The 17,747-nt window shown below is 57.9% G+C and carries 15 protein-coding genes; 6 read left to right on the forward strand and 9 right to left on the reverse strand.

Annotated features, from left to right (window positions below; translation table 11 throughout):
* Positions 1 to 51: 51 nt before the first annotated feature.
* Together DFR38_RS07225 and DFR38_RS07230 are read left to right on the forward strand one after the other, a co-directional pair.
* Entirely contained in the window at positions 52 to 1,638 is a 1,587-nt protein-coding gene (locus DFR38_RS07225; protein ID WP_059286319.1) for a methyl-accepting chemotaxis protein, read from the forward strand.
* Positions 1,639 to 1,834: 196 nt separating this feature from the next.
* Positions 1,835 to 3,499 carry an L-lactate permease gene (locus DFR38_RS07230; protein ID WP_082693480.1) on the forward strand — a complete coding sequence of 555 codons (1,665 nt, stop codon included), beginning with the start codon at positions 1,835 to 1,837 and terminating at the stop codon, positions 3,497 to 3,499.
* A gap of 64 nt (positions 3,500 to 3,563) precedes the next feature.
* Here the strand turns inward: DFR38_RS07230 and DFR38_RS07235 are convergent, their stop codons facing one another.
* The 5 genes from DFR38_RS07235 to manD are packed head-to-tail and all read right to left on the reverse strand — an operon-like array spanning position 3,564 to position 8,966.
* Positions 3,564 to 3,752, reverse strand: coding sequence for a hypothetical protein (locus tag DFR38_RS07235; RefSeq protein ID WP_059286318.1), 189 nt, complete (start codon positions 3,750 to 3,752; stop codon positions 3,564 to 3,566).
* The gene (locus DFR38_RS07240; RefSeq protein ID WP_059286325.1) at positions 3,727 to 5,247 is read right to left on the reverse strand and encodes a mannitol dehydrogenase family protein; all 1,521 of its coding nucleotides are present in this window, start codon (positions 5,245 to 5,247) and stop codon (positions 3,727 to 3,729) included. Before DFR38_RS07240 ends, DFR38_RS07235 begins: the two co-directional genes overlap by 26 nt.
* A gap of 50 nt (positions 5,248 to 5,297) precedes the next feature.
* Entirely contained in the window at positions 5,298 to 6,674 is a 1,377-nt protein-coding gene (locus DFR38_RS07245; RefSeq protein ID WP_082693479.1) for an MFS transporter, read from the reverse strand.
* A gap of 41 nt (positions 6,675 to 6,715) precedes the next feature.
* Positions 6,716 to 7,738 (reverse strand): Zn-dependent oxidoreductase, encoded by a 1,023-nt coding sequence (locus tag DFR38_RS07250; RefSeq protein WP_204377488.1) that lies wholly within the window; start codon positions 7,736 to 7,738, stop codon positions 6,716 to 6,718.
* 13 nt (positions 7,739 to 7,751) lie between these two features.
* Complete coding sequence (gene manD / locus DFR38_RS07255) at positions 7,752 to 8,966, reverse strand: D-mannonate dehydratase ManD (protein ID WP_059286316.1); 1,215 nt, start codon at positions 8,964 to 8,966, stop codon at positions 7,752 to 7,754.
* Between the two features lie 204 nt (positions 8,967 to 9,170).
* On the opposite strand from manD, the gene DFR38_RS07260 reads away from it, so the two are divergent.
* Positions 9,171 to 9,437, forward strand: coding sequence for a hypothetical protein (locus tag DFR38_RS07260; protein WP_059286315.1), 267 nt, complete (start codon positions 9,171 to 9,173; stop codon positions 9,435 to 9,437).
* A 137-nt stretch (positions 9,438 to 9,574) separates the two neighbouring features.
* On the opposite strand, the gene DFR38_RS07265 is transcribed toward DFR38_RS07260, so the two are convergent.
* From DFR38_RS07265 to DFR38_RS07280, 4 genes are all read right to left on the reverse strand, one after another.
* Positions 9,575 to 10,312, reverse strand: coding sequence for a coiled-coil domain-containing protein (locus DFR38_RS07265; RefSeq protein WP_110313205.1), 738 nt, complete (start codon positions 10,310 to 10,312; stop codon positions 9,575 to 9,577).
* 193 nt (positions 10,313 to 10,505) lie between these two features.
* Positions 10,506 to 11,966, reverse strand: coding sequence for a protein adenylyltransferase SelO (locus DFR38_RS07270; protein WP_110313206.1), 1,461 nt, complete (start codon positions 11,964 to 11,966; stop codon positions 10,506 to 10,508).
* A gap of 46 nt (positions 11,967 to 12,012) precedes the next feature.
* Complete coding sequence (locus tag DFR38_RS07275) at positions 12,013 to 12,480, reverse strand: hypothetical protein (protein WP_059287270.1); 468 nt, start codon at positions 12,478 to 12,480, stop codon at positions 12,013 to 12,015.
* Positions 12,481 to 12,506: 26 nt separating this feature from the next.
* A complete protein-coding gene (locus DFR38_RS07280; protein ID WP_059287271.1) occupies positions 12,507 to 13,403 on the reverse strand; it encodes a LysR family transcriptional regulator in 897 nt (298 codons plus the stop codon).
* A 315-nt stretch (positions 13,404 to 13,718) separates the two neighbouring features.
* On the opposite strand from DFR38_RS07280, the gene DFR38_RS07285 reads away from it, so the two are divergent.
* The 3 genes from DFR38_RS07285 to acs all read left to right on the forward strand — a co-directional run bounded on the left by DFR38_RS07285 (position 13,719) and on the right by acs (position 17,739).
* Positions 13,719 to 14,030: a DUF485 domain-containing protein gene (locus tag DFR38_RS07285; RefSeq protein ID WP_110313207.1), complete on the forward strand. Its 312-nt coding sequence runs from the start codon at positions 13,719 to 13,721 to the stop codon at positions 14,028 to 14,030.
* A complete protein-coding gene (locus DFR38_RS07290) occupies positions 14,027 to 15,706 on the forward strand; it encodes a cation acetate symporter (RefSeq protein ID WP_059287272.1) in 1,680 nt (559 codons plus the stop codon). The genes DFR38_RS07285 and DFR38_RS07290 overlap by 4 nt, the downstream gene beginning before the upstream one ends.
* A gap of 68 nt (positions 15,707 to 15,774) precedes the next feature.
* A complete protein-coding gene (gene acs, locus DFR38_RS07295) occupies positions 15,775 to 17,739 on the forward strand; it encodes an acetate--CoA ligase (RefSeq protein ID WP_110313208.1) in 1,965 nt (654 codons plus the stop codon).
* Positions 17,740 to 17,747: the final 8 nt, after the last annotated feature.

Consider the following 17,747-nt stretch of genomic DNA (forward strand, 5'->3'; position numbering starts at 1 on the left):
CACGGTCACCAGACCAGGCGACAGCCATGTGCCCGCATCGGGGAAAATCTCATGTTCGATCATCACCGTGTTTTTTCGGTGCGCCAGCGCTTTGTCTGGCTCACGCTGGTCCTGGCAACTTTACTGGCCTGCGTGGCCATGGGGGCTGCCCTGCTCATCCGGCAAATCACCATTGGCGGTGCGCAATATCAGCGCATTGTTCTGGCCAAGGATCTGGTTGCCGACATTCTTCCCCCTCCGTCCTACATCATCGAGGCCAATTTGCTCAGCTACCAGTTGCGCCAGGCGCCACCAGCACAGCAGGCCAGCATCATCAGCCAGCTGCAGCGCTGCGAACAGGCATTCAATCAGCGCTACCAATACTGGCAACAACAGGCCCTGCCCATTCCGCTGCGTGATGCACTCATTGGCCAGGCACAGCAATATGGGCGGGAATTCTTTGTCCTGCTCGATCAGCAGCTGATACCTGCCCTGCAAAAACAGCAAACCGGCAAGGCGGCTGCCGTTTTTGCCAATATGCAGCAGGCGTATGCACAGCACCGCCAGGCCATCGACAAAGCCGTTTCACTGGCGCAGCAATACCAGACCCAGCTGGAAAGCGAAGCCGACAACAGCAATCTGCGCAACTGGCTATTGCTGGGGCTGGCACTGATGACGACCGTACTGGTCGTCGCCCTGCTGCTGCGCCGGAGCTACCGCCAGCTGATTGCCCTGCTGGGGGCCGAGCCGCTACAAACCCGCCAGCATATCAGTGAGCTGGCCGAGGGCTTGTGGCACACCCGGCTGCAACAGGCCGACCCGAACAGCATGAGCGGGGTGCTGGACAGCATGATCAGCCGTCTGAGCCGGGTGATGCAGGGGATCCGGCAAACAGCCCATGACATGACAGCCCTCTCCGGCCGCGTCGAACATGCGGCCAGCCATATCGGCGATCAAACCAGCAGCGAAGCAGCCCATCTGGAGGAAATCGCCACCACCTTGCAGCAGTTCTCCTCCATGCTGGACGCCACCATGCACAGTGTGCAGGAAACCGAACACCAATCCGGCATTGCGGTAGAGGCCAGCCGCGAGGGTCGCCTGCTGGTAGAAAACACCCTGCAGGCACTGCATCACATCATCAATTGCATCGATCAGATCGACGATATTGTCTACCAGACGGATTTGCTGGCCTTGAACGCCAGTATTGAAGCCGCCCGCGCCGGCGAGCACGGCAAAGGTTTTGCCGTCGTGGCACAGGAAGTGCGCAAACTGGCCCAGCGCAGCAAGGATGTGGCCCTGGAAATCCAGCAGCTGTCACACCAGACCATGCAGCGCGCCCAGCATGCCGACAGCGCCATGGGCACACTGGAGCAAACCATGGTCCAGACCCAGCGCCTGATCGAACACATCACCAACAGCAGCAAAGAGCAGAGCCTGGGCATTGGCCAGATTTCGCAGTCACTGAACCAGCTGAGCAATTCATCGGTACAAAATGCCGAAGAATCGCTGAACATGGCCACACTTTCCCGCGAAATGCTGCAACACAGCGCAGCACTGCAACAGCGTGTTGCCTATTTCCGCCTGCACGATGAAGCCGGCGCAGCCGCACCACAGCCTGCCGAACACCAGCCTGCCCCTGACGCGACGCCCCGGTTTTAGGGCGGCTGCGACCGGCTCCCGCCGTGCCGATAAAGGGTAAACCCGCAAGGGCAAGCCCTAAATGACGTTTTGATGCGCAATCACTACAGTTGCAGCATCCGCCACCAGTACAAAAACAGGCGGAACGCTCGATAACGGGCCCGTCCGCCGCGACGCACAGCCCGATCAACGCCAACAATCATTGGAGAGAACCATTATGTGGTCCCACGTCTACGACCCACTGGGCAACCCGTGGCTGTCTACGCTGTGCGCAGCGCTGCCGGTCATCGTGCTGCTGGGCGCACTCGGCATTTTTCATATCAAGGCACACATCGCCGCCCTGATGGGCTTGATCACCTCACTGGTGGTCGCCATCGGCATCTTCGGCATGCCCGGCAGCATGGCAGTCAGCGCCACCCTGATGGGGGCGGCCAATGGCCTGCTGCCCATTGGCTGGATCATTCTCAACGTGATCTTCCTGTACCAGCTGACCGAACGCAAAGGCCAGTTTGCCATCCTGCGCGAGAGCATTACCGGCGTGACGCAGGACCGTCGCCTGCAACTGTTGCTGATCGCCTTTTGCTTCGGCGCCTTCTTTGAAGGTGCCGGTGGCTTCGGCACCCCGGTTGCGGTAACCGGCGCCATGCTGATCGGCCTGGGCTTCTCGCCGCTGGCCGCATCCGGCCTGTCGCTGATCGCCAATACCGCACCGGTTGCCTACGGCGCACTGGGCACCCCGATCACCACCCTGGCCAAGGTCACCGGCATCGATGTGATGCTGATTTCCTCCATGGTAGGTCGCCAGATGACCATCTTCGCCGTCATCGTGCCGTTCTGGCTGCTGATTGCCTTCTGCGGCTGGAAGAATACCCTGCGCATCTGGCCTGCCGCCTTGGTGGCCGGTCTGTCCTTCGCCATTCCGCAGCTGATTGTCTCCAACACCATGGGCCCGGAACTGGTGGCGGTGATTGCCTCGGTCTGCTCCATTGCGGCACTGGTATTCTTCCTCAAGGTATGGCACCCGAAAGAGGTGTACACCTCCACCGCCGGCACCATGGCCGGCGCGGCTGCCGAAGCTGCCGGCAACACCGGCCTGCAAGCCAAGCATGGCTACAGCACCGGCGACGTGATCCGCGCCTGGCTGCCGTGGCTGATCCTGTCGGTGCTGGTTTTCGCCTGGGGCTCGCCCAGCGTGAAAAAGGCACTGGATGCCATCTTCACCCTGGATATCCAGTGGCCGGGTCTGCATAACCTGGTACAGAAGATGCCGCCGGTGGTGGCCAAGCCGCACCTGGAAGCTGCTGTCTACAAGCTGAACCTGCTGTCTACCACCGGTACCGGCATCCTGGTGGCTGGCATCCTGTCCGGCCTGATCATGGGCTACCGCCCGAGCGAGCTGGTCAAGATTTATGGCCAGACCTTCTGGTCGCTTCGTTACTCGCTGATCACCATCGTGGCCATGCTGGCACTGGGCTACCTGACCCGCTACTCCGGCGTGGACATCACCCTGGGTCTGGCCTTCTCCCACACTGGCGTGCTCTACCCCTTCTTCGGCACCTTGCTGGGCTGGCTGGGCGTGGCACTGACCGGTTCGGACACCGCAGCCAACGTATTGTTTGGCGGTCTGCAAAAGGCATCGGCCACCCAGTTGGGCCTGTCGCCGGTACTGATGACTGCCGCCAACTCGGCCGGTGGTGTGATGGGCAAGATGATCGATGCCCAGTCCATCGTGGTGGCCTCCACGGCCACCCAGTACTACGGCAAGGAAGGCGTGATCCTGCGCTATGTGTTCTTCCACTCGCTGGCCCTGGCCTGCCTGGTTGGCCTGGTCGTCACCGCCATGGCCTACCTGCCGCCATTCACGCTGCTGGTATTGCACTAAAGCGTCATGGCACCAGTGGGTGCCAGACAAAAAGCCCCGCCAACGATACTTGGCGGGGCTTTTTTTATCGGCGCAGCGCGCAGCGCACGCTATAGCGGACAAACCAGTCCTGAATGTGCCGCGACAGCTCCGGCACCGAGCGGCCGATCTCCTGCACATCTGCCGTCATGGCCGCTTCACCGGCGGCATCCCTTGTCTGCCAGGTGCTGACAATCTGGGTGTGCTGCTCAATCAGCAAGGCCGGCGGCGACATCGTATCCCGGCTGAGAAAACGCACGGTCGATTTTTGCGCACAAACGGGCGATGCAAGCCTTGGCGCCATGCTGCTGCAATAGCTGGACATCATGGGTCAGCACGGCCACAAACTGCGCATTACGCGGCAGATCGGTACCGAACACCTGCTCCAGTTGCAACAAAGCCTGCACTTGGGACATGGCAGAGTCACACTTTGCCAGCCGCGCAGCGATGTCCGCCGCCAGCGGATCACGCACATCAATCGGCCGGCCTTGCTCATCATTGCCCGAGACGTAGCACATCCATGCGGCCAGCCCCAATGCCAGGCAATCAAACCGGCTCCCCCGTACCAGATGGACACGGATAGGGTCCAGCATGCGCTGTGGCAGTTTTTGCGTTCCATCCATGGCGATCTGCCAGGTTCGATGCTGCAAGGCCGGGTTCTGGAAACGCTGCAACAAGCTGGCCGCATAATCCGCCGCCGGCAGCGGGCAATGCTCCAGCGTCACGGCTTGCTCATGCAGCATCAGGTGGCGTGTCAAAGCCAGCAGCGCGGCATCCTGCATGCAATCGCTGATATGGACATAGCCCGCCAGATAACCCAGATAAGCCAGAAAAGAATGGCTGCCATTCAGCATGCGCAGCTTCATTTCCTCGAATGGCCGCACATCGGCAACCAGCTGCGCCCCCACCTTTTCCCATGCCGGCCGGCCCTGCGGAAAATGATCTTCAATCACCCATTGCCGGAATGGCTCGCATGCCACCCCGGCCGGATCATCCACCCCGCCCAGCAGCGCCCGGATATGGCTGCGGGTCTGCGCGCTGACCATGGGCACAATACAATCCACCATGCTGGACGGACAGGCCAGCTGCTGTGCCACCCAGTCCGCCATCTCCCTGTCGCCTTGCAAGGCCGCCAATTGCCACAATACCTGGCGGGTAATCGCACCATTGGCCGGCATATTGTCGCAGGACAACACGGCAAATGCCGGCAAACTGCGCTGACGGCGCAGACGCAGACCCGCCAACAACAGGCCAGGGGCTGATTGTGGCTGCCATGGACAGGCCAGATCATGCAGAATGGCCGGGTGATCCGGCTGCAACTGCCCCGAGGCCGGCAGATGGCAATAGCCCTTCTCGGTAATGGTCAGCGTGACAATGGCCAGATCAGGCTGCGCCAGGGCCTCCAGCACCGCCGCCAGGCCATCGTCAGGCAAGGACAGGGCTTGACACACCACGCCGATCACGCGGCAATGCCAGCCCTGTGCATCCATGTCCGACACCGAATACAACAAGTCCTGCTGCTTGAGTGCCGCAATGCTGCCGCTGGCATCAGACAGGCTGACTTCCACATATCCCCAGTCGCTGCCGTGCTTGTTGGCCAGCTCTTCGGCATAAACCGCCTGATGGGCGCGATGAAATGCCCCACACCCCAGATGCAAAAGCCGCGGACGCAACACCTGACGCGCATAGCCAGGCTGAGGTACTGCGGCTGTCGAAATCGGCTGACTCATGACCTTACCCACGGTAAAAGAATGGTGCGACAAAACAGCCGGACAGGCTGTCAGCCCCTGCTGCCCAGCTCTGCGGCATCCGATAGCAGGTTCAAATCCCGGTCCTTTACTTCCGGCATCAGCAATGCGGCAAACAAACCGATGGCAGAATAAACCATCACCATCACCGCAATCGGCCACCAACTACCGCTGAGATGACAGAAAATGCCGGCCAGCAAGGGGCCGAAACCAACAGCCACCAGGCCACCGGTTTCCTTGGAAATGGCCATCCGGGTAAAACGCTGACGCGCTCCAAACAACTCGGCCAGCGTGATGTTTTCCAAGGCAAACAAGCCCAATACCGCAATATTATGAATCACGATAATGCACACCATGATTAGCGCAACCCCATGATCTGGCTCCATCACCACCGACAGCAAAGGGAAAGCCAGGAGAATGGCCAGCACATTCAACACAATATAAGGCAGGCGCCGACCGAATTGATCAGATAGCCACCCAAGCAGGGGAATACTGAGAAAACCGATGACCGAGCTGATCATCAAGGCATCAGTAGGAATGCTTTTATCAAATAACAATGTCTGCACCAGGTAACCGGTCAGGAAAGTCTGAATCAGGCCCGAATTACCCGCCTGACCAAAACGCAGGCCAGTTGCAATCCAGAAAGAGCGGCTACGGAACATGGCGCAGAAACTGTCATTCTCCACCACACCCTCAGCAGTCACCGCCGTAGTCAGTGACTTTGCTTTTTCTTGCACAAATACCGGACTTTCCTTCAGATTCACCCGCAACCAGATGGCAAAGATCATGACCACAACACTGCTCAGAAAGGGAAGGCGCCAACCCCACTCCATCAATTGCTGACGATCCAGACTATAAAACACCAATGCCCAGATACCGGTGGCGGCCAAGGTACCGCAATTGGTGCCCATGGCCACCAGAGAGGAAATGATTCCACGCCGTCCCGCCGGGGCAAATTCAGCCAGCATGGTCCCCGCACCGGATATTTCCGCCCCCGCACCCAGTCCTTGGATGATACGTAGCACCACCAGTAAAACCGGGGCCATGATGCCAATTTGTGCATAAGTCGGCAGTACACCAATCAGTGTGGTACACACACCCATCATGGTGATGGTGATGAACAGCACTTTCTTTCGACCAATGGCGTCCCCCATACGGCCAAACACAAAAGCACCGGCGATACGAGCCAGATAGCCAGCACCATAAGTACCCATCGCCAGAATCAACACCATGGCCTTGCTCTGGCCATAAAAGAATATTTCATGGAATACCAGTGCCGCACCAAGTGAATAGAGCTGAAAATCCATAAACTCCAGCGCCGTACCCAACCAACCCGAAATGGCGGCCTTGACCAGACCGGAGCCTTCATTACTGGCCATATCTTGTGGCAAAACCTTTGCAGTATTCATTGCACTACTCCAAAACAGCAGTTAGGCATGAGCAAACAGAATCAGGCGGGAAACTCCAGTAGAATCTTGCAACACGCAGCCGGCTCGTTTTCAAACAAATGCAGTGCAACATCCACCTGATCAAAATCAAGCTGATGGGTAATCAGGGCATCCGGATTTAATTTTCCGGCCCCCATCCAGTTAATCACCTGTGGAAAACGCGCGCTATTCAGCCGTGAAGAAAAGATGGAGAGTTCCTTGCTGGTGATCGCTTGCTGACTGATCGTGCATGCTGCATCGGAAAAACCCATGATCCCGATGCGGCCGGCAGGCGAAGCCAATTCAATCGCCTGCGGCAAAATGGCCGGATGACATGCCGCATCGACGATCAGGGTTGGAGCACGCCCGTATTCATCAAAATAATCCGACACATTAGCCGCCTGATTATTCACGCAACGATCCGCACCACATTCCGTGGCACGCTGCAGCCTGGCGGCCACGCGATCCGTCGCCACCAGATGCGCCACGCCAAACACCGTTTTCAGTACCTGAATGACCGCCAATCCCATGGGGCCTGCCCCATAAACCAAAGCCACATCGTCTGTTGTCGGCCTTAGCTGCGCAGTAATGTTGGCGGCAATGCTGAATGGTTCGACCAGGGCAGCGTGATGTGCCGGTATGGCATCAGCAACAACATAGGCATTGCTGGCTGGTACACAAGCAAACTCACTGAACCCGCCATCCCGATGCACCCCGATCACTTGCAAGTTCAGGCAGACATTGGGCCGTCCAATCGAGCAGGGATAACAATGACCGCAACTGACCACAGGATCGATAACGACACGCTGGCCAATCCTGCTCGGCATCACATTCCGGCCGACCTGATCAATCACCCCAAAAAACTCATGCCCGATCACCCGTGGATATCTGGCAAAGGGATTGTGACCATGATAAATATGCACATCGGAACCACAGACACCGGCATAAATGGTTTTTACTCTTACCTCATCAGCGGCTGGCAAGGGAATTTCCCGCTGCTGTATTTCCAGTACACCGGGCTGCGTAATAACAATGCTTTTCATCATTATTTCTCCTTACTTACCAGTTCCATAGCGTGCCGTCTTCCAGTCTTGCAATGGGCAAACATGCCGGCTCATAAGGGTATTGCTCGGCCAGCTTTTCATTAAAATCCACCCCCAAGCCAGGAGCATCTCCCGGATGCATATAACCATCGGCAAAAGACCAGCTCCGGGGAAACAATTCCAGCATGGCTTCCGAATAACCCATATACTCCTGAATGCCGAAATTCGGCACCCACATATCAAAGTGCAAGGCGGCAGCCATGCTGACTGGAGACAGGTCGCTCGCACCATGGGAACCAGTACGTATCTGATATAGCGCTGCAAAATCGGCGATACGCCGCATACCGCTGATTCCCCCGGCATGCGTCACCGTCGTGCGGATATAATCAATCAGCTGTTCTTCCATCAACTGCTTGCAATCCCAGATGCTGTTGAATACTTCACCAACCGCAATTGGGGTGACCGTGTGCTGTCTGATCAAACGAAAACAAGCCTGGTTTTCTGCCGGCGTAGGATCTTCCATCCAGAATAAATGATAGGGCTCCACACTCTTTCCAAAGCGCGCCGCTTCAATTGGCGTCAGACGATGGTGAATATCATGCAGGAGATGATCTTTCTCACCAAACCGGCTGCGAATCTTGTCAAACAGTGTCGGGATGAAATTCAGATATTTTTCTGTCGACCATATTTGTTCTTCAGGACGCTTGCCTTTGCTGGCCGGCTCATATTTGCCGCCCTGCTGCTTTGCCAAACCATAGCTGGAAGCCACGCCGGGGATGCCGCATTGCACACGAATGGCCTTGAACCCTGATGCCTGATGGCGGGCATAGTCATCGAGCACGGCATCAATCGTGCTGCCGGTGCAGTGTCCATACACCAGGACACGCTCACGCGATGCGCCACCCAGCAATTGATAAAGTGGCATTTTTGCAGCCTTGGCCTTGATATCCCACAAAGCCATATCAATGGCGGAAATGGCGGACATGGTTACTGGGCCACGCCGCCAATAGCCACCCTTGTAAAAATACTGCCAGATATCTTCAATTTGCTGCGCATCGCGCCCGACAAGCTGTGGGCATAAGTGATCGCGCAAATAGGAGACGACGGCCAGCTCCCGCCCATTAAGCGTGGCATCCCCCACTCCGCTCAAACCGCAGTCCGTGCTGATTTTCAGTGTGACAAAATTTCTTCCCGGACAACTTACAAATACATCCGCCTTGGCAATTCTCATCAATCACCCCAACATCAATCAAGTGGATTGGAGATGAAAATTAATACACAAATACCTGCCATACAAGTATTCAATACTGCCAAAAATACCAGAAATATCCACCATACCAATCAATAAAACAAAATTTAATATTTTAAATAAACTCAATGGGAAATATCAAAACAGTCGGGAGAAAATTTTTAAACTGCCGAATTATCGGTCCACATGGCAGAGACCGGAGCGCCGCAGCCAGCCAAGCACTCCGTGCATGTAAACCCTTGGCCTGACCCTGCAGCTATCGACCAGGCCGGCATTCAAGCCGGTATGGCGGAAGGTGTTTGTGATGAAATCGGGATGGAAAACGATGTGCTCAGTGCCGGTGGTAACGGCTTGGGAAAGCATCTGAAAAACGTGATGAAGGCAACTTGGCAAGATGAGCAGGCAGCGACCGGGCTTTGCCAACAAGCTGGCAACCTGGTCATCAAGACATGACAGGAATGGGGCAGCCGACAATGAAGGCAGACCGGCAGCAAGCACAAGATTCGACTCAGGAAAACACACGGCCGAAGCAAACAGGATGCGGCAATGGCTGGCGGCAAAGCCGCATCCCGTTCCCAACCGGGTTGAAGCTATTTTTTGCCTTTACTCCCTCCCGCTGCCTTGGCGGAACCCTTGGCAGCGGCTTTGGCAGCTGCCCGGTCCTTGCTCAACTGTGCGTGTGCGGTGGCAACTGACTGTGCCTGGCTCTTGAGCGTGGCATGCAAGGCTTGCACTTTGGCCAGAGCAGCCTGGGCGGCGGAAATATCACCGGCGACAACGGCGGCCTTCATGGCCTGCAGTGCCGCCACTTTCTGCTGCTGGGTTGCTTCCATGGCGGCCACGGCAGCATTCAGCGCGGCCTGATCAGCCGCAATCTGGCTATTGCTGATGGAAGTGGCTTCTGCCTTCATCTTCAGGTCGCCACTCAGATCGCGTACATCCTGATTCAGTTCGGCACGCTCCAATGCCCTTTGCAAACGATCCAGCTTCAGCTCCTGATGCAAGGCGATGGCTGCGGCTTCCGCCTGGCGGATACTGCCGGTCAAGGCGGTAATCCTGGCCAGTTCGCTTTGCGCAGCGGTCAAATCACCTGCCTGTACCGCTTGCGACAGCGCTTGTTCTTCGGCACGTCGCTGTACCCGCAGGCCGGCCACTCCAGCCAGATCCTTTTGCAAGGCGAGCCGGTCGCTCTGGATATCAGCCGTTTCCCGGCTGAGTTGCGCCGCATCTGCCGCAATATCGCGGGCATCCTGGTTGATATCCCCCGCCATGGCCGTGGCACATAGCAGCAGGCCCGACAACGACAACAGCCATTTCTTCCCTGACATGACATCCCTCCCTGTTTGACAGTTGAACCGGCGGTCCTCCTGTTGCCGGAGTGATCCAGCCGCCGTACTCAAGTGTGATTTAAGAGGGAGTTGCCGCCAGTCTCAAGCGGGAATGGATGACAGATCACGGCCTTTTCTTAACAAGTGTTAATTCTGGTGATGGCCTGCTGAAAAACCCAGCGGGAAGCGGGCCTCAGCTGGAACAACTGACGCTGATTTCCTGCGCCCAGGCTGGCGGCTCGGCGGCATAAGCCTGGTACTGTGGCTGTTCGTCAAAGGGATGACTCAGGCAATCATGCAGGCTGGCAATCTGTGAAAAATCCCCTTGCTGCGCGGCTTGTATCGCCTGCTCGGCCAGATAATTGCGCAGGATATATTTGGGATTGACCGCCAGCATGGCCAGCTTGCGCGCTGCAGCTGGCCGGGTTTCCCGCTGCAGGCGGACAGCATAGCTGGCGGCCCAGTCGTCAAACAGGCTGCGATCCACAAACAAATCGCGCAATGCACGGTTATCGGTGGTGCTGTCAAAGTCGGCCAGCCTGCGGAAAAACAGGGTGTAATCGGTATGGTGGGCATGCAGGGCCAGCAGCAGCGCTTCGATCAAGGCCTCATCGCCCTCTTGTTCCACTACCAGCCCTAGCTTGTTGCGCATCAATATCAACCAGTATTGCGAGTACTGCTCCCGGTAGCTGGAGAGCATCTCCAGCAAGCCTTCTTCGCTCACCAGCGGCAGGAATGCTGAGGCCAGACAATGCAGGTTCCACAGGCCAACCTGGGGTTGCTGATTATAGGCATAGCGTCCGGCATGATCGCTGTGGTTGCACACATGCGCGGCGTTGAAACCATCCATGAAGCCGAAAGGGCCGTAATCCAGCGTCAGCCCCAGGATGGACATATTGTCGGTATTCATCACGCCATGGCAGAAGCCCACTGCTTGCCAGTGGGCAAGCAGCTGCGCCGTTCTGGCGACAATCTCGGCGAACAGCGCGGCATACGGCTGCTCTGCCTGCGCACAGTGCGGAAAATGGTGGCGGATGACAAAATCAGCCAACAGCCGGATTTCATCATGCTGTCCACGGTGATAAAACACCTCGAAACTGCCAAAGCGGATGAAGCTTTCGGCCAGACGTGTCAATACCGCCGCGGTTTCCGGGCGCTCGCGATACACCGGATCGGCCGAACCGGTCATGGCCAGGGCGCGCGTGGTGGGAATGCCCAGTGCATGCATGGCTTCACTGCACAGATATTCGCGAATGGTGGAACGCAGCACGGCACGACCATCGCCCATGCGGGAAAACGGAGTCAGGCCGGCGCCCTTGAGCTGCCACTCCCAGCGCCGCCCTTCGCCATCCACCGTGTCGCCCAGCGACAAGGCACGACCATCCCCCAGCTGCGGAACATACACGCCAAACTGATGACCGGCGTACAGTGCGGCCAGGGCAGGTAGGCCAGGGACAAACTGTTTGCCGGACAGCAGAGCCAGCGCAGCGGGCTGGGCCAGCGCACTGGAAGGTATGCCCAATGTCTCGCACAAGCGGGCATTGCCCGCCACCAGATAGGGTTCACTCAGTGGCTGGGGCTGGATATGCCGGTAGAAAACAGGCGGCAGCTCCAGCAGGCGTTGACCAAAGGTCAGGGAAGAAAATGGGCTCATGGCCCGATTCTAGTCGCCCGTCCGGCAGATAAACACCAGCGGGTGATCAGGGTTTTTGTTGCTTCCACACCCGGCGCATGTCGCGGGCGGCATTGAGCGAGGCCGATGAAAAACTGGTGGCGGCAAAATGTCCGACCTGCCGGCTCATCTTGCTGACCGCACTGCCGGAACTCTGCCCCAGTTGCAGCGCCTGCTTCATCACGGCATAGGACGGGTGCAGGCCGGATTGTTCCAGTTGCTGCAGCAAATGCTTGTGCATTTCATTAAGCGACTTTTCCGCCGCCAGCATCAGGTCGCGCTGATTATCGGCCTGGGCCTGCAGCAGCGACACCCCGCTGAGCAGGCTGCCATCGATGCGGTTTTGCACTTCGCCCTCGGCCAGGGGATAGGCCGGCAACCAGGCAGCCGTCCAGCTCAGACAGGCATCCTGCTGGGCATCCAGCAAACGGCGCTGACTCAGCTCCATGGCACTCAGGTAACGCTGAAAAGCGCTGGCAAACCACTCGTAAGCCATGGGTATTCCTCTTAGCTCGCTGCGGGTTAGTGTGCAACATCCGGGCTGAGCGCCCAGACGCGTATCAGTTCCTGCAGCAAGGCTTCCAGAATCGGATCGCCCACCCGGTCGGACGGATAGACAAACTGCAGCTCGGCCAGTTTGCGCACTGTCGGCACAACCGTCAATCGTCCGGCGGCTTCCCACTCCAGCGCTTCCTCTTCCCGCGCCAGCGCCACGCCCACGCCACAGGCCACCAGTTCCAGCACGGCGGCCAGATTGTCGCTTTCTGTCACCTTCTTCGGCGAAATATTGAGTTCACGCCACAATTCGGCGGTAATTTTGGACAGGCTGGAGAATTGCGACAGTCCCACCCAGGGCAGTCGCCCCAGCTCCTTGGTGTTGTTCAGGTCGATGCGGTTTTTCCAGCCATTGGGCAGCACGATGCGAAAAGGCAGATTGGTCAGCAACACGGTATTGACGTTGACGTAGGGGTTTTTCCCCAGATAAAAACCGGCGTCCAGCTCCTTCTTGCGCACCAGGTTCAGCACTTCGCCGGTGACGCCGTGTTGCAGTCGCAGGTCCAGCAGCGGGTATTTTTCCACCAGAGCTGCCACCCACTCGCCGGCTTTCAGGGTGGCCGGAGTCAGTGTCAGACCGATCAGTGCCTTGCCGCCGGTCTGCCCTTTCAAGCCTTTGGCGTGATTGATGATTTCTCGTGCCGAAGCCAGGATGGACTGGGCCTGTGGCAGCAGTTCCTGCCCGGCGCGCGTCATGGTGACCCCGCCGGCTGTTCGTTCGAACAAGGGCATGCCCACTTCTTCTTCCAGCGCCTTGATCTGGGCGGTGACCGCCGGCTGGGATAAATGCAGCAATTCTGCAGCCTGTGTCAGATGGCCCTGCTGGGCCACGGTGACAAAGGTCCTCAACTGATAGATTTCCATGTACGACCTGTTCTCTCTGCCTGTAGCAAGGTGACTACATTTTCCTGTTTTCCGGATCTTATCTTTGCGAACATTTTGGCGTCATTACTGCATTTACCACAAGAATTTCACGGTATTTTTGCAAAAAAAACCGCACCATCCACAGGGTGAATGGAGTAAAAATACCACAGCAACTTATTGATTAATATTGGTTTTTGCAATGCAACATCGGCCTGACAAATTTTATTAATCAAAAAAAGCGATTAGCAGGAGCGGCCAGTCGTCCCTTATGTTTCGGACAGCGGTCAGACGATCGTTACGACAAAGGAGGATGCAATGAACGAGGACGTACTCAAGAAAGTACAGTCCAACCCGAAGTTCAAAGAGCTTGTTCACAAGAAGACAAGCCTGGGTTGGCAGCTCAGCATCGTGATGCTGGTGATTTACTATGGCTTCACCTTGGTGCTGGCCTTTTCCCCGTCTACCCTGGGCGCCCCGCTGGCCCCCGGCATGACCATGACTGTAGGCATCCCGGTAGGGATTCTGATCATTCTTTCCGCTTTCTTGCTGACCGGCCTGTATGTGCGCAAAGCCAATGGCGAGTTTGACCAGCTCAACCGCGAGATCGTTGAGGAGGCACAAAAATGAAAAAATGCACTGGCTCTCTCGCTCTTGCAGCATTATCGCTTTTCCCGGTACTGGCCTTTGCCTCCGGCGCCATCGAAGGTGATGTGAAGCAACAGGCCACCAACTGGCACGCCATCATCATGTTCGTGGTGTTCGTGGCCTTTACCATGGGCATTACCTACTGGGCAGCCCGTCGTACCCGCTCCGCCTCCGACTTCTACACCGCCGGTGGTGGCATTAGCGGTTTCCAGAATGGCCTGGCCATTGCCGGTGACTACATGTCGGCGGCGTCCTTCCTGGGCATTTCTGCCATGGTGTTCGACAAGGGTTTCGATGGCCTGATTTACTCCATCGGCTTCCTGGTCGGCTGGCCGGTGATTCTGTTCCTGGTGGCCGAGCGCCTGCGTAACCTGGGCAAATACACCTTTGCCGACGTCGCATCCTACCGCCTGCAACAGACCCCGGTTCGTTCCTTCGCCGCCACCTCCACCCTGATGGTGGTGGCGATGTACCTGATCGCGCAGATGGTCGGTGCCGGCAAGCTGATCCAGCTGCTGTTCGGCATGAGCTACTCCTCTGCCGTGATCATGGTCGGCATCCTGATGGTGTGCTACGTGCTGTTTGGCGGCATGCTGGCCACCACCTGGGTACAGATCATCAAGGCCGTGCTGCTGCTGTGTGGTGCTTCCTTCATGGCCTTCATGGTGCTGTCCACCGTGGGTTTCAGCCCGGAAATGATGTTCGAGAAGGCGGTTGCCGCCCACGCCAAGCACGCTGCCATCATGGCGCCGGGCAAGGCCGATCCGGTGGATTCCATCTCGCTGGGCATGGCGCTGATGTTTGGTACTGCCGGCCTGCCGCACATCCTGATGCGCTTCTTTACCGTGTCTGATGCCAAGGAAGCCCGCAAGTCGGTGTTCTACGCCACCGGTTTCATCGGCTACTTCTACATCCTCACCTTCATCATCGGTTTTGGCGCCATCATGCTGGTACTGAACCAGCCTGGCATGATGGAAACCGTGACCAAGAACGGCAAGGAAGTACATCAGCTGATCGGTGGCAGCAATATGGCCGCCATCCACCTGGCCAATGCCGTGGGCGGTGACATGTTCCTGGGCTTCATCTCTGCGGTTGCCTTCGCCACCATCCTGGCCGTTGTAGCAGGTCTGGCCCTGTCCGGCGCCTCTGCCGTCTCGCACGACCTGTACGCCTCCGTCATCATGAAGGGCAAGGCCAACGAGGCTGACGAAATCCGCGTATCCAAGATCACCACCGTCGTGCTTGGCATCATCGCCATCGTGCTGGGTCTGGTGTTCGAGAAGCAAAACATCGCCTTCATGGTGGGTCTGGCCTTCTCCATCGCGGCTTCCGCCAACTTCCCGATCCTGTTCCTGTCCATGTTCTGGAAGGGTCTGACCACCCGTGGTGCAGTCATCGGCGGCTTTGTCGGCCTGGTATCGGCCATCCTGCTGATTGTGGTAGGACCGACCGTGTGGGTTGACATCATGAAACACCCGACTGCCCTGTTCCCGTACAAGAATCCGGCCATCTTCTCCATCACCCTGGCTTTCGTCAGCACCTGGTTGTTCTCGGTCACTGACAAATCCAAATCGGCTGAAGATGAAAAAGCCAAATTCGATGCCCAGTTTGTCCGTTCCATGACCGGTATCGGCGCAACCGGCGCTTCCAAGCACTAATCGTTTCACCTGGGGCCGCATCCTGCGGGATGCGGCTACAGCACTACAAGACTTACAAGGAGAAGGTAATGTCCACTCTCGAATCCATTCTGAAGGAAACCCGTAGTTTTCCGCCGTCCGACGATTTCCGCCACAAGGCGACCGTGTCGGGCATGGAGGCCTACAACGCACTGTGCGAACAGGCCGACGACAGCTACCTGTCCTTCTGGGGGGATCTGGCCCGCGAGCTGATTACCTGGAAAAAGCCGTTTTCCCGGGTTCTGGACGACAGCAATGCCCCCTTCTTCAAGTGGTTTGACGATGGCGTGCTGAATGTTTCCTACAACTGCCTCGACCGTCACCTGCCGCTGAACGCCAACAAGATCGCCCTGATCTTTGAAGCGGACGATGGCGAAGTAACCCGTGTCACCTATTCCGAACTGCACCGTCGTGTCTGCCAGTTTGCCAATGGCCTGAAGAGCCTGGGCATTGCCAAGGGCGACCGTGTGGTCATCTATATGCCGATGGTGATCGAAGCCATCGTGGCCATGCAGGCTTGCGCCCGTATCGGTGCCATCCACTCCGTGGTGTTTGGCGGCTTCTCCGCTGGCGCGGTACGTGACCGCGTCCAGGATGCCGGTGCCAAGCTGGTGATTACCGCCAATGAAGGACTGCGTGGTGGCAAGACCGTCCCACTGAAAGCCACAGTGGATGAAGCACTGGCACTGGAAGGCTGCGAGTCGGTACAAAATGTGGTGGTTTACCAGCGCACCAATGGTGGCGCACAGTGGACCGAGGGCCGCGACATCTGGTGGCACAAGCTGGTGGAAGGCCAGGCCGAAGCCTGCGAACCGGAATGGATGCTGGCGGACGACCCGCTGTTCATTCTGTATACCTCCGGCTCCACCGGCAAACCCAAGGGCATCCAGCACAGCAGCGCCGGTTACCTGCTGGGCGCCATCAACAGCTTCCGCTGGGCCTTCGACTACAAACCGAATGATGTGTACTGGTGCACCGCCGATGTGGGCTGGATTACCGGTCACTCCTATATCTGCTACGGCCCGCTGGGCATCGGCGCCACCCAGGTGGTGTTCGAAGGCGTACCGACCTACCCGGATGCCAGCCGTTTCTGGCGCATGATCGAGCAACACAAGGTCAGCATTTTCTACACCGCACCGACCGCCATCCGTTCGCTGATCAAGCTGGGCAACGACCTGCCCAAGCAGTTCGACCTGTCCAGCCTGCGCCTCCTGGGCACCGTGGGCGAGCCGATCAATCCGGAAGCCTGGATGTGGTACTACGAAGTGGTGGGCGGTGGCCGCTGCCCTATCGTGGACACCTGGTGGCAAACCGAAACCGGCTCGGCGATGATTGCGCCGATTCCGGGCGCCGTGCCCACCAAGCCGGGCTCTTGCACCCTGCCGCTGCCGGGCATCATGGCCGACATCGTCGACGAATCCGGCGCACAGGTGGAACCGGGCCGCGGTGGTTTCCTGGTGATCAAGAAGCCCTTCCCGTCCCTGGTGCGCACCATCTGGAACGACCCGGAGCGCTTCAAGAAGACCTACTTCCCGGACGAGTTCAATGGCCAGTACTACCTGGCAGGCGACTCGGCCAACCGTGACGAAAACGGCTACTTCTGGATCATGGGCCGTATCGACGATGTGCTGAACGTATCCGGCCACCGTCTGGGCACCATGGAAATCGAATCGGCGCTGGTAGCCAACCCGCTGGTGGCGGAAGCCGCCGTGGTCGGCAAGCCGCATGAGGTGAAGGGCGAAGCCGTGGTGGCCTTCGTGGTACTGAAGGGCGCGCGTCCGGAAGGCGACGACGCCAAGAAGATTGCGGCCGAACTGAAGAACTGGGTAGCCCACGAAATCGGCAAGATCGCCCAGCCGGACGACATCCGCTTTGGTGAGAACCTGCCCAAGACCCGCTCCGGCAAGATCATGCGCCGCCTGCTGCGCTCGATTGCCAAGGGCGAGGAAATCACCCAGGACGTTTCCACGCTGGAAAACCCGCAGATTCTGAGCCAACTGCAGAATCCGCTGTAAACAGACTG

Source organism: Aquitalea magnusonii (assembly GCF_003202035.1).
GTDB lineage: Bacteria > Pseudomonadota > Gammaproteobacteria > Burkholderiales > Chromobacteriaceae > Aquitalea > Aquitalea magnusonii.